The sequence below is a fragment of the Mesorhizobium sp. B2-3-15 genome (genome assembly GCF_006442875.1).
GTDB classification, from domain to species: domain Bacteria; phylum Pseudomonadota; class Alphaproteobacteria; order Rhizobiales; family Rhizobiaceae; genus Mesorhizobium; species Mesorhizobium australicum.
Map to the genome: position 1 here is coordinate 139,197 of NZ_VFVO01000001.1, position 12,580 is coordinate 151,776.

Annotated in this window: 12 protein-coding genes and 1 riboswitch; of the genes, 8 read left to right on the forward strand and 4 right to left on the reverse strand. The window is 62.0% G+C overall.

The annotated features are described in order from the left end of the window. Positions 1–3: 3 nt before the first annotated feature. A complete protein-coding gene (locus tag FJ954_RS00655) occupies positions 4–1,026 on the reverse strand; it encodes a substrate-binding domain-containing protein (protein ID WP_140660091.1) in 1,023 nt (340 codons plus the stop codon). 364 nt (positions 1,027–1,390) lie between these two features. Here FJ954_RS00655 and FJ954_RS00660 point away from each other — a divergent pair, with 364 nt between their 5' ends. From FJ954_RS00660 to ugpC, 5 genes are all read left to right on the forward strand, one after another. Then, entirely contained in the window at positions 1,391–2,746 is a 1,356-nt protein-coding gene (locus tag FJ954_RS00660) for an ABC transporter substrate-binding protein (RefSeq protein ID WP_140615090.1), read from the forward strand. A gap of 173 nt (positions 2,747–2,919) precedes the next feature. Next, entirely contained in the window at positions 2,920–3,933 is a 1,014-nt protein-coding gene (locus FJ954_RS00665) for a sugar ABC transporter permease (protein ID WP_140660092.1), read from the forward strand. Between the two features lies 1 nt (position 3,934). Beyond that, positions 3,935–5,089 carry a carbohydrate ABC transporter permease gene (locus tag FJ954_RS00670; RefSeq protein WP_140660093.1) on the forward strand — a complete coding sequence of 385 codons (1,155 nt, stop codon included), beginning with the start codon at positions 3,935–3,937 and terminating at the stop codon, positions 5,087–5,089. A 4-nt stretch (positions 5,090–5,093) separates the two neighbouring features. Next, positions 5,094–6,758, forward strand: coding sequence for an alpha-glucosidase (locus tag FJ954_RS00675; protein ID WP_140660094.1), 1,665 nt, complete (start codon positions 5,094–5,096; stop codon positions 6,756–6,758). A 29-nt stretch (positions 6,759–6,787) separates the two neighbouring features. After that, complete coding sequence (gene ugpC, locus FJ954_RS00680) at positions 6,788–7,900, forward strand: sn-glycerol-3-phosphate ABC transporter ATP-binding protein UgpC (RefSeq protein WP_140660095.1); 1,113 nt, start codon at positions 6,788–6,790, stop codon at positions 7,898–7,900. Positions 7,901–7,974: 74 nt separating this feature from the next. Here ugpC and FJ954_RS00685 read toward each other — a convergent pair whose 3' ends face one another. From FJ954_RS00685 to FJ954_RS00695, 3 genes are all read right to left on the reverse strand, one after another. Beyond that, positions 7,975–8,223, reverse strand: coding sequence for a DUF680 domain-containing protein (locus tag FJ954_RS00685; RefSeq protein WP_015314341.1), 249 nt, complete (start codon positions 8,221–8,223; stop codon positions 7,975–7,977). 70 nt (positions 8,224–8,293) lie between these two features. Then, positions 8,294–8,500, reverse strand: a complete 207-nt coding sequence (locus FJ954_RS00690) for a DUF680 domain-containing protein (protein ID WP_015314342.1) — start codon at positions 8,498–8,500, stop codon at positions 8,294–8,296. Between the two features lie 69 nt (positions 8,501–8,569). Further along, positions 8,570–8,770: a DUF680 domain-containing protein gene (locus FJ954_RS00695; RefSeq protein WP_015314343.1), complete on the reverse strand. Its 201-nt coding sequence runs from the start codon at positions 8,768–8,770 to the stop codon at positions 8,570–8,572. Positions 8,771–9,262: 492 nt separating this feature from the next. Then, positions 9,263–9,465, forward strand: a riboswitch (cobalamin riboswitch). A 112-nt stretch (positions 9,466–9,577) separates the two neighbouring features. Here FJ954_RS00695 and FJ954_RS00700 point away from each other — a divergent pair. From FJ954_RS00700 to FJ954_RS00710, 3 genes are all read left to right on the forward strand, one after another. Then, positions 9,578–10,825 (forward strand): aromatic ring-hydroxylating dioxygenase subunit alpha, encoded by a 1,248-nt coding sequence (locus FJ954_RS00700; protein WP_140660096.1) that lies wholly within the window; start codon positions 9,578–9,580, stop codon positions 10,823–10,825. Between the two features lie 77 nt (positions 10,826–10,902). Beyond that, positions 10,903–12,003: a hybrid-cluster NAD(P)-dependent oxidoreductase gene (locus FJ954_RS00705; RefSeq protein WP_140660097.1), complete on the forward strand. Its 1,101-nt coding sequence runs from the start codon at positions 10,903–10,905 to the stop codon at positions 12,001–12,003. A gap of 141 nt (positions 12,004–12,144) precedes the next feature. Continuing rightward, on the forward strand, positions 12,145–12,576 hold the full coding sequence (locus FJ954_RS00710) for a PqqD family peptide modification chaperone (protein WP_140615104.1): 432 nt from the start codon (positions 12,145–12,147) through the stop codon (positions 12,574–12,576). Positions 12,577–12,580: the final 4 nt, after the last annotated feature.

The following is a 12,580-nucleotide window of genomic DNA, read 5'->3' on the forward strand; positions in this document are numbered from 1 at the left end:
CGGTCAGGCCGGCGCGCCGGCGACCGATCCCCTGACCACCAGGTCGACCGGCCAGACCTCGCCGCGCGCGCCCTCCTCCAGTCCCGATATCCGCGCCGCCAGCCGCTCGGCGATGCGTGCGCCGGCCAGCCGGATCGACGAGCGCGTCGTGGACAGCGGCACGGAAAAATTCTCCGGCTTCAGCCAGGGAAAAACGTCGTCATGGGCAATCAGCGAGACGTCGCCGGGAATGCTGAGGCCAAGGTCGCGCACCGCGCGCACGACGCCGAGCGCCATGATCAGACTGGAACAGGCGATTGCCGTCGGCGCGTCGTCCTGTTCGAGCAGGCGCCGGGCGGCGCGATAGCCGTTCTCCTCGGTCATGACGAGCGAGCAGACATGGCGATCGTCCAATGCCAGGCCACTCGCGGCCAGCGCCCGGCGCAGGCCGCGCTCGCGGTGGATGGCAAAGGTCTCGCGGTCGTCGCCGTTGATCAGCGCCAGCCGCCGGTGGCCAAGCTGGACGAGCAGCCGCGCGGCTTCGTGGAAGGCGCCTTCATTGTCGATGTCGAGAAAGGGATAGTCGAAATTCAGGCCCTCGCTGCGGCCATGGACGATGAAAGGAATGCCGAGCGTGTTGACCAGCGCCACGCGCCTGTCCTGCGGCCTCGGCGAAGAGATGTAGACGGCATCGACCTGCCGGTTGGCGACGATGCGGCGGTAGGTCGTTTCCTGGTCATCGGCATCGGTCGGTGACAGGACAAGGTCGAGCTCGTGCGAGCGGGCATAGTCGCCAAGACCGGACAGGAATTCGACGAAATGGGGATCGATGTCGACGGCTGCACCCGTCGGCAGGACATAGCCGATCATTCCGGACTTACCCGTGGCCAGCCGGCGCGCACTCGGATTGGGGCGATAGCCGTGGCGCTTGGCTGCGTCCACGACACGCCTGCGGGTTTCCTCGTTGACTTCGGGATAGCCGTTCAGCGCCCGGCTTACCGTGGTCTGGGAAAGCGCCAGCATATGCGCGAGTTGCTTGAGGTTCACGAGAGGCCTCCCTGCCTCAAAGCGCTTTTAAATTGAATCGACCCAAACGCCACAAGGGCGTGGCCAACTCCACATGGACCATAAGCGTGCCGGGGCCCGGTTTGAAACGAAAATTGCTGCTGCAGTGCCGAAAAAGCATGTTGCGGTGCAAATTTTTGGACCCTGGCAGACGGCGACTAAATCGATTAGTTCCTGCTCCCCCTTGACACCCGTCCGATTCAGTGGCGAGATCAACAAAGCCAAAGCGCTTTGGAAGACTGTTCGAAAGGTTGCGGTTCCCTTGCGACTGAGTCACAGTCCTGCGGCGTCGGCGGGCGGAATGGAGGTTCCGTCCGGTGTGTATGACCCACTGGGAGGAATACCGATGAAGAAAATGCTTTTGCTGGGTGTTGCGTCTGCCGCATTCGCCCTGAGCGCGCCCGCGCATGCCGAACTGAAGTTCAAGCCGGGCGAGGACAAGCGCTTCAACTGGGCGAATTACGAGGACCTCAAGAAAGTCGACCTCAAGGGCGAGACCCTGACCATCTTCGGACCGTGGCGTGGCGAGGACGAGACGCTTGTCCGGTCGGTACTTGATTATTTCTCCGAAGCCACCGGCGCAGAGGTCAAATATTCCTCGTCCGAGAACTACGAGCAGCAGATCGTCATCGACACCCAGGCCGGCAGCCCGCCCAACATCGCCGTCCTGCCGCAGCCGGGCCTCATCCAGGACCTCGCTTCCAAGGGCGTGCTGACCCCGCTCGGCGACGACGTCGCAGCCTGGGTCAAGGAGAATTACGCCGCCGGCGACTCCTGGGCCAAGCTCGGAACTTACAACGGCAAGGACGGCAAGCCGGGCTTCTATGCCTTTCCCTACAAGATCGACGTGAAGGGGCTGGTCTGGTACTCGCCCGACAATTTCGAGGAAGCTGGCTACAAGGTGCCGAAGACGCAGGAAGAACTTGCCGAACTCGAGAAGAAGATCATCGCCGATGGCGGCAAGCCGTGGTGTATCGGGCTTGGTTCGGGCGGCGCGACGGGCTGGCCGGCGACCGACTGGGTCGAGGACATCATGCTGCGCACGCAGACTCCCGAAGTCTACGACAAGTGGGTGAAGAACGAGATTCCGTTCAACGACCCGGCCGTGGTCAACGCTATCGACATCTTCGGCAAGATCGCCACCGACGACAAGATGGTCGACGGCGGCGCCAAGGCGGTCGCGGCGACCGACTTCCGCGACAGCCCGAAGGGCCTCTTCACCGTACCGCCGAAGTGCTACATGCACCATCAGGCATCGTTCATCCCCTCCTTCTTCCCGGAAGGCGTGAAGCTTGGCCAGGATGCGGACTTCTTCCCCTACCCGCCCTACGGCTCCAAGCCGGAGCTCGGGACGCCGCTGGAAGTCGCCGGAACGCTGGTGATGATCACCAAGGATTCCAAGGCATCGCGCGAATTCATCAAGTTCCTGCAAATGCCGCTCGCGCATGAATTGTGGATGGCACAGAAGAGCTTCGTCACACCCTTCAAGGGGGCCAACAAGGACGCCTATGGCAGCGATGCGCTGAAGAAGCAGGGCGAGATCCTGGTCGGCGCCACGACGGTGCGCTTCGACGGCTCCGACCTGATGCCCGGCAAGGTCGGCGCCGGCTCGTTCTGGACTGGCATGATCGACCTGGTCGGCGGCAAGTCCGCCCAGGACGTCGCCACCGACATCCAGAAGAGCTGGGACGCCATCAAATAGGCCGCTCCGGCGCGACCTGATCTTTCCTCATCTTGCTACTGGATTCGGGCTACGGCCCGGATCCGACCGGCGGGGCACGCCGGAAGCTTCGCATTTCGATTGTTCCGAATAACTGAAAGTCGGCGCATCGGTCGCCAGCACCGCTGGCCGGTCACGCGCAGGGAGAGGGACCCATGGCGGCTCAGATTTTCTCGGCAATATTCGTCATCATCATCGGCGTCGGCGGCTGCGTCGCCTATTTCTGGGGCGCCAACAAACTGCTTGACCTGATCTTCCCCGCGCGCGGAGTGTCCGGAGCGGCCGCCGTCAACAATCTGCGCCGGCAGGGATTGGTGCGGCCCTGGTTGTTCGTGGGTCCGGCGCTGATCATCCTGACCGTCTACCTGGTCTATCCGGTGATCGCGACGCTGTGGCTGTCCTTCTTCGATCGCGGCGGCACGAGTTTCGTGGGGTTCGCCAACTATGAATGGGCGCTGCGCGATCCGGATCTGCGAAACGCCATCCGCAACAACATATTGTGGCTGGCGGTGGTGCCGGCGGCCTGCACCTTCCTCGGCCTGATCATCGCCGTGCTCACCGACAAGATATGGTGGGGAACGATTGCCAAAAGCCTGATCTTCCTGCCGCTGGCCATCTCCTTCGTCGGCGCCAGCGTGATCTGGAAGTTCATCTACGAATATCGTGGCCAGGGCCAGATCCAGATCGGCCTGCTCAACGCCATCATCCAGTATTTCGGCGGCCAGCCGCAGGTCTGGATATCGCTGCCGTTCTGGAACAACTTCTTCCTGATGGTCATCCTGATCTGGATCCAGACCGGCTTTGCCATGGTCATCCTGTCCTCGGCGCTGCGCGGCATCCCCGAAGAAACACTGGAAGCCGCGGTCATAGACGGCGCCAACCCGTTCCAGATCTTCTGGAAGATCATGGTGCCGCAGATCTGGGGCACCATCGCGGTGGTATGGACCACCATCACCATCCTGGTGCTGAAAGTGTTCGACATCGTTCTGACCATGACCAACGGTCAATGGAACAGCCAGGTGCTGGCCAATCTGATGTTCGACTGGATGTTCCGCGGCGGCGGCGATTTCGGCCGCGGCGCGACCATAGCCATCATCATCATGATTGCCGTCATTCCGATCATGGTCTGGAACATCCGCCAGGCCAACAAAGAGACGGGAGGGCACTGAGATGGCCGTCGCGACCGGAAATTCCTTCGCCAGCCGTTTCGGCGTCCATATCGCGGTGCTCGTCTTCGTGGTGATCTGGACCATCCCGACGCTCGGCATCCTCGTTTCGTCGCTGCGCGACAAGGACCAGATCATCGCCTCGGGTTGGTGGAATTCCTTCGCCAGTTCCAGCCAGACAGAAGCCGGCCGACTACCGGCCGCCTCCACACAAATAGAAAAGGACGGCAAGTTCGTTCTCCAGGGCAACATCTTCGGCGACGGGGCCAAGCGCGCGATAAGCGCCTTCGGCGTCAGGGCGGCGGCACCGACGCAGTATCCTGCCGGCACATCAGCCGATCTCGGTGACGGCGTGACCCTGCAACTCAACGCCGACGGCAGCTTCGTCATGGCCTCGCCAAAGGCGTTCGAGGGCGACCGGGGCCAGCGCGTCTACTATGCTTCGTCGGCGCCGCCGAAATTCACCACCGACAATTATCAGACCGTGCTGTTTTCCGAAGGCATCGGCCGCTCCTTCATGAATTCGCTAACGGTCACCATCCCGGCGACCGTCATCCCGATCCTGATCGCGGCCTTTGCGGCTTACGCACTGGCCTGGATGCGCTTTCCAGGCCGCGCGCTACTGATCGCCGTCGTCATCGGCCTGCTGGTGGTGCCGCTGCAGATGTCGCTCATTCCACTTCTGAAGCTCTACAATGGCGTCGGCACGTTCTTCGGCGTGCCGTCCAAGACCTATCTCGGCATCTGGCTGGCGCATACCGGCTTCGGACTGCCCTTCGCCATCTACCTCTTGCGAAGCTATATTGCCGGCCTGCCGCGCGAGATCATGGAATCGGCGCGCATCGACGGCGCCAGCGATTTCGAGATCTTCGTCAAGATCGTGCTGCCGCTGTCCTTCCCGGTGCTTGCCTCCTTCGCCATCTTCCAATTCCTGTGGGTATGGAACGATCTCCTGGTGGCAATGGTTTTCCTCGGAACGGCGCCCGATCAGATCGTGCTGACGGCCAAGCTCAATGCTCTGCTTGGCTCGCGTGGCGGTAACTGGGAGATCCTGACGACATCGGCCTTCATCACCATCATCGTGCCGCTGATCGTCTTCTTCTCGCTGCAGCGTTATTTCGTCCGCGGGCTGCTGGCCGGCTCGGTGAAAGGAGGTTGAGACCATGCAATCGGCTTTGAAGGCGACTTCGAAACCAGACCCCGCCATCGACCGCGACTGGTGGCGGGGCGCGGTGATCTACCAGATCTATCCGCGCAGCTATCAGGATTCCAATGGCGACGGCATCGGCGACCTCAAGGGCATCATCGGCAGGCTGCCCTACATTGCCGCCCTTGGCGCGGACGCCATCTGGATCTCGCCTTTCTTCAAATCGCCAATGAAGGATTTCGGCTATGACGTCTCGGATTATTGTGACGTCGACCCGATGTTCGGTACGCTGGCGGATTTCGATGCGCTGACGGCGGAGGCGCACCGACTGGGCCTCAAGGTGATGATCGACGAGGTGCTGTCGCATACCGCCGACATCCACCCCTGGTTCAAGGAAAGCCGCTCAAGCCGCACCAATCCCAAGGCCGACTGGTATGTCTGGGCGGATGCAAGACCCGACGGCACGCCGCCCAACAACTGGCTGTCGATCTTTGGCGGCTCGGCCTGGCAATGGGACACCAGCCGCCAGCAATACTACCTGCACAATTTCCTGGCCGAGCAGCCGGACCTCAACTTCCATAATCGCCAGGTCCAGGATGCGCTGCTCGACGTCACCCGCTTCTGGCTGGAACGCGGCGTCGACGGCTTTCGCCTCGACACCATCAATTTTTACTTCCACAGCCAGGGGCTGGAAAACAACCCGCCGCTGCCGCCGGAACAGCGCAACGACCAGACCGCGCCGGCGGTCAATCCCTACAACTACCAGGATCATATCTACGACAAGAGCCGTCCGGAGAACCTCGCCTTTCTCGAGCGCTTCCGCGCGCTGCTCGACGAGTACACGGCGACCGCAGCGGTCGGCGAAGTCGGCGATTCGCAGCGCGGGCTGGACGTGGTCGCCGCCTATACCGCCGGCGGCAAGCGCGTACACATGTGCTATTCCTTCGACTTCCTGGCGCCGGAAAAGATCAGTGCCGCCAAGGTCCGCTCTGTGCTGGAAGCTTTTGGCCGGGTGGCCAGCGACGGCTGGTCGTGCTGGGCATTTTCCAACCATGACGTGATGCGGCCGGCCTCGCGCTGGGCCGCCGACGAGGCCGACCCATCGGCCTATCTCAAGGTCATCTCGGCATTGCTGATGTCGCTGCGCGGTTCGGTCTGCATCTACCAGGGCGAAGAACTCGGCCTCGGCGAGGCCGACCTGCGCTTCGAGGATCTGCAGGATCCCTACGGCATCCGTTTCTGGCCTGAATTCAAGGGCCGCGACGGCTGCCGCACGCCCATGGTGTGGGATGGCAATGCCAGGAATGGCGGCTTCTCCCAGGCAAAACCCTGGTTGCCGGTGCCGGCCGAGCATCTGCCGCAGGCGGTCAACGTGCAGCAAGGCGACGAAACCTCCCTGCTTGAGCATTACCGGCGCTTTCTTGCCTTCCGCCGCGCTCATCCGGCACTGGCCAAGGGGGACATCGCCTTCATCGAAAGCCAGGGCGACACCGTCGCCTTCACCCGCCGGGCAGGCAATGAGGAGATCGTCTGCGTCTTCAATCTGGGCGCAACGCCGGCGAAGGTTGACCTCGGCAACCGAACCCTGCAACCTTTGCCGGGACACGGGTTCTCCAGGCAGGCGAGCACCGGGTCGGTCGAGCTCGGCGGCTACGGCGCCTGGTTCGGACGCATAGGCTGAAACATCCGAGGAATCACTGGAGGAAACCAATGGCCGATGTCAATTTGAGACAAGTGAAGAAGTCCTATGGCAATCTTAACATTCTCCACGGCATCGACCTCGACATCAAATCGGGCGAGTTCATCGTCTTCGTCGGCCCGTCGGGCTGCGGCAAGTCGACTTTGCTGCGCTCGATCGCCGGGCTCGAGGAAATCACGTCGGGTGAACTCAAGATCGACGGCCACGTGGTCAACGACGTGCCACCCTCGAAGCGCGGCATCGCCATGGTGTTCCAGTCCTATGCCCTCTACCCGCACATGACCGTCTACGACAACATGGCCTTCTCGATGAAGATCGGTGGGGAAAGCAAGGCCGAGATCGACAAAAGGGTTCGGCAAGCCGCCGAGATCCTGCAGCTGACCAAATATCTCGACCGTCTGCCCAAGGCGATGTCGGGCGGCCAGCGGCAGCGCGTCGCCATCGGCCGCGCCATCGTGCGCAATCCGAAGGTGTTCCTGTTCGACGAACCGCTGTCGAACCTTGACGCCGCATTGCGCGTCGCGACGCGCATCGAGATCGCCAAGCTCAAGGAATCGATGCCCAACACGACCATGATCTACGTCACGCACGACCAGGTCGAGGCGATGACGCTGGCCGACCGCATCGTCGTGCTGAAGGACGGGCACATCGAGCAGGTCGGCACGCCCATGGAACTCTACAAGAACCCCGGCAACCTCTTCGTCGCCCAGTTCATCGGCTCGCCGGCCATGAACATCCTGCCGGCGACGGTCGACAAGACGGGCAGTCCGACCATCGTCAGCCATGTCGGCGGCCGCAAGGCGACGGTGCCGATCGCGACACCTGCTTCGGCAAAGGGAGCGGCGGTCAGCTTCGGCGTACGGCCGGAAGATCTCGCGATCGCCAGCGGTGCGGATTATCTGTTCGAGGGGACCGTCGATTATCTCGAACAGCTTGGCGAGGTCCAGCTGGTCTATGTCGATATCGGCCGGGCCGACCTGCCGCTGGTGACCAAGCTGCCGGGCAATGTCGAGGTCAAGCGCGGCTCGACGCTGCGGCTGACCGCCAATGCCGGCGATCTCCATATCTTCGATGCCGATGGTCGCTCCTTTGCCCTCCACGAAGCGGAAGCAAAGGCGGCCTGAAGACGGCCGTCCGGTAATGCAAAGAACAAAAGCGGCGGGCCTGGCCCGCCGCTCTTCTTGTCTGCACAGGCTGGTTAGTTGTTGCCGAAGAGATTGCGATCGGCACCCTGATGGGCCGGCTTCTGCACGTCGCCGGACGAGTTGAGCAGCTTGTAGACAGGCGAATCGCTGTTGCGGATCGCACCTGTATGCGACGTATCGACATTGACAGTCGACGAAGCAGTGGGCTGGTTGACGCCGTTGGAGCCATAATTGTCGCTGCCGGCGAAGGCGCTGCCGGAGACGGCCAGAACGGCGGCGGCGGCAATGAGGATCTTGTTCATTTTAGGTACTCCTGAATTTTGGAAGTCTCGCAGACCGGCGGACAAAAGCCTACCGGCCGTGGGATGGCCGTTAGTGGCCGAAGAGGTTGCGGTCGCTGCCCTGCTGGACAGGCGCCGAGGTGGCCGGAGCCGACTTGCCGATCGACGCGGTGTTCGAATTGTCGGTCGAAGCGGCAGCAGCCTGGTTGGCGCCGTTGGAGCCATAGTTGTCGCTGCCGGCGAAAGCGCTGCCGGAGAGAGCCAGAACGGCAGCGGCAGCAATGAGGATCTTGTTCATTTTAATACTCCTGAATTTGTAGGGTCCACCAGCGCGGCAGGGTCACCCGCCGCGTGCCGGGGATGGCTATTAATTGTTGCCGAAGAGGTTGTGGTCGGCGCCCGTCACAGGCGTCTGGGCAGCCGGCTCCGACTTCTTGGTCGAAGCGGTGTAGGAGCTGTCGACAGTAGCCGTGGGGGTCGCGGCGTTCGAACCATAATGGTCGCTGCTAGCGAAGGCGCTGCCGGAAATAGCCAGAAGGGCGGCGGCAGTGAGAATGATCTTTTTCATTTTTGTACTCCAGTATTTTTCCCGTCCGTCTAGCGGCGTGTCTTGGGATTAAATCGCGTCGTTCGGACAGCCCCGATGTGGGAGAGCCCCCTTGCCGTTTCCAATCACGAAGTTGTTCAGCGTGGACCATGACTCCACCACTTGAAATTGTACCAACGCCTTCTACATGTCTCATTTTTCCATTTGATATCAAATAGTTGTCTAAGATCACGACCCGATCACCAACTGTGTCGGAAGGCTGGGCGTTCACACCATCCTGCACGCACCGTCAACAGAAACGAACCGTTCGGTTCGATTTTAGACTCTGCTAATAGTCACTTTTCGAAACCATTAACCCTTTTCCGGCCCGGCTGAGGGTCGAAAACGGTGCCCGCGCGCCTGGCGAGAAAAGGCGATTCCCCCGCTGCAACTGCGCCGGGACGATCCCGCGTATGTGTCGCGCCGCATGGATGCGATGTCGCTTTCGTGCCGATGTCGCAAACCCTGTCGTGATTAGATCGAGCGATCTCAGGTGCCGCTGCGTGACGACGGAGCGGAGAATTGGGAAGCCGGTCAGATTCCGGCGCTGCCCCCGCAACGGTGGTGGAGTTCAAGTCGCAACGGGAGACCACTGGGCGAAAGCTTGGGAAGGTGTCGCGATGGTCCGCCAGGACAACTCCAGAGCCCGGAAACCAGCCCGAGATCGCTAGAACTCGACTGATCGCGGTGGGCGGTCAAGGGGCGGATGGTGTTGTCCGGCTTTCGCCGGCTTGCGCCCAGTCCTTCCTCCATCACCACCAGTTCAGTCCTTGAAAATGAGGACAGGACATGGACGCGCGCAACGACATGCTGAGGCTTTTAAACGGCCGCAGACAGGGCCTTTCGCTGGAACAGCCCTTCTATACCGACCCGGACTACTTCAAGCTTGACATGGAACTGATCTGGTATCGCGACTGGCTGTTCATCGGCCATGATTGCGAGTTGCCCAAGCCGGGCAGCTTCATCACCGTGCAGATCGGCGACTATCCGGTCGTGCTGGTGCGCGATCAGCAGGGCAAGATCAACGCTTTCCACAATTCCTGCCGCCATCGCGGCAGCCGCGTCTGCAACACCGAGAAGGGTATGGCCGCCAAACTGGTGTGTCCCTATCACCAGTGGACCTACGAACTCGACGGCCGGCTGCTGTTCGCCCGCCAGATGGCCGATGGGTTCGACAAGAGCCAGTTCGGGCTCAAGCCGGTCGCCTGCGAAAGCGTCGCCGGCTATGTCTTCATCTGCCTGGCCAAGGAGCCCGCCGACTTCGCGCCGATGCGGGCGATGATCGAGCCCTATCTCCAGCCGCACCGGCTGAGCGAGGCCAAGATCGCCTTCGAGAGCACGATCATCGAGAAGGGCAACTGGAAGCTGGTCTGGGAAAACAACCGCGAATGCTACCATTGCGCGGGCAACCATCCTGAGCTGTGCAAGACCTTCCCGGAAGCGCCGACCGTGACCGGCGTGCAAGGCGCCGACAGCGATCCGGAGATGCTGGCCCACTGGGCGAAGTGCGAAGCTGTTGGCCTGCCCAGCAAGTTTCGCATCGACCCGGCCGGACAATACCGCGCCACCCGCGCGCCGCTGCTGCGCGATGCCCAGAGCTACACGATGACCGGCAAGCGGGCGGTGAAGAAGAACCTGTCCGACAGCGTCTCGGCCGACCGGATCGGCACGCTGATGCACTATCACTACCCGACAACCTGGAACCATATCCTCGTGGATCATGCGGTGACGTTCCGCGTGCTGCCGGTCAGCGCCACGGAAACAGCGGTTACGACCAAATGGCTGGTCCACAAGGATGCCGTGGAAGGCGTCGACTACGATCTCGCCGAACTCACCCATGTCTGGACCGAGACCAACGACCAGGACCGCCGCATCGTCGAGGAAAATGCCTTCGGCATCCTGTCGCCGGCCTACGAGCCCGGTCCCTATTCGGAGCTGCACGAGGGCGGCGTCATCCAGTTCGTCGACTGGTACGCGCGCTTTATCGGCCCACGGCTTTCCGAAGACGGCCGGCCTGCTCTGCGCAGTGTCGCCTAGCGCATGTCGGCCAAAACTGTGCAGCGGCTTTGGGATCACGACACGCCCAAAATGAAAGGTATGCAGGGATGAACGCCATGACTGATCTTGGCCTCTATCGCCACCTCGACCAGATGGCGCCGTGGAACGACAGGCTGCAGGTGCTGGAAGTAACCGGCGTCAGCGACGAGGCGCCCGACGTCAAGACCTTCACCTTCCGCTCCGACAACCAGACCTGGTTCCGCTACAAGCCGGGCCAGTTCGTGACGCTGGAATTGCCGACACCGGACGGCCCGCTGATGCGCACCTACACGCTGTCATCATCGCCGTCACGGCCATTCTCGATCGCGGTGACGGTGAAGGCGCAGGCGGGCAGCGTCGGCACACGCTGGATGTTCGATCACCTGACGCCCGGCTCGCACGTCAAGGCCTATGGACCGGGCGGCGACTTTTCGCTGCACAGCCCCCCGGCGGCGAAATACCTGTTCATCTCGGCCGGTTCGGGCGTGACGCCGATGATGTCGATGCTGCGCTGGCTGAACGACTGCGCGCCATGGACCGATGTCGGCTTCGTCAATTGCGCGCGGCGCCCGGAAGAGATCATCTTTCGCAAGGAACTCGAACTGCTCGGCGGCCATATGCCGGGCCTGTCGCTCGGCTTCATGATCGAGGAGCGGTCGAGCCGCGAGGGCTGGTACGGCCATATGGGCCGCATCGACGCCATCCGGCTGCCGCTCCTGGCGCCCGATTTCCGCGAACGCGAAATCTTCTGCTGCGGCCCCGACCCTTTCATGCGCGCCGTGCGCGGCATGCTGGAGGCCGCCGGGTTCGACATGGCAAAATACCATCAGGAGAGCTTTGCCGCGCCGGCGATGGAGGAAATCCCAGCGCCGTTTGCCTCGCCGGCTGAAGACGGCGCGGCGATTTGCGTCGAAGCCGCGACGCCGATCCGCTTCGCGCTTTCGGATGTCGACGCCGACTGTGTCGCCGGCCAGACGGTGCTGCAGACGGCGCGCGCCTGGGGTGTGCGAATACCGGCCGCCTGCGAATTCGGCCTGTGCGGAACTTGCAAAGTGAAGAAAGTCTCCGGCAGCGTCGAGATGAGCCACAATGGCGGCATCCTCGATCATGAGATCGATGATGGCTTCATCCTGGCCTGTTGTTCCAAGCCATTGTCGCCGCTTGAAATCGAGGCTTGATCCGCCCGGCTTTCGACTGAACCCGGAAATGGTCCCGCGTTGCCGGCAAAGGTTACCTTGCCAAGGAAGACCTGAAAGTTTACAGGCGTTGTTGGTGGAAGCGGTCCTGCTGGCGGGCAGGAAATGCAGGACGGGGCAACAATGACGCATGACTCCCACGCCTATGCGGTAGCGAGCCGGGATATCGTTTTCGAATCTTTCGATGGCGAGGCCGTGGTGCTCAATCTTGCCAATGGCAAATATTTCGGCTTTTCCGATTCCGGCAGCAAGGTATGGCAGGCGCTTTCATCCGGCGCGGACGCCCAGGCTCTGGTCGGGCTGAGCGCCGGCGGCTCGACAATAGGCCAGGCCGAACTCGAACGCTTCATATCGCAATTGCTCGAATTGGGTTTGCTGGTGCGCTTGGACGCGGCGGCGCAGCCTTTGCCGGGCGATTTGCCTGCCGAGCTTGCCGCCACGAACGAGCCGCTCAATGTGAGCATTCACGACGACCTCGCCGACCTGATCGTCGTTGATCCCATCCACGAGGTCGAGGAACCTCTCGGCTGGCCGGCGGTCAAGCAGGCTTCCTGACGGG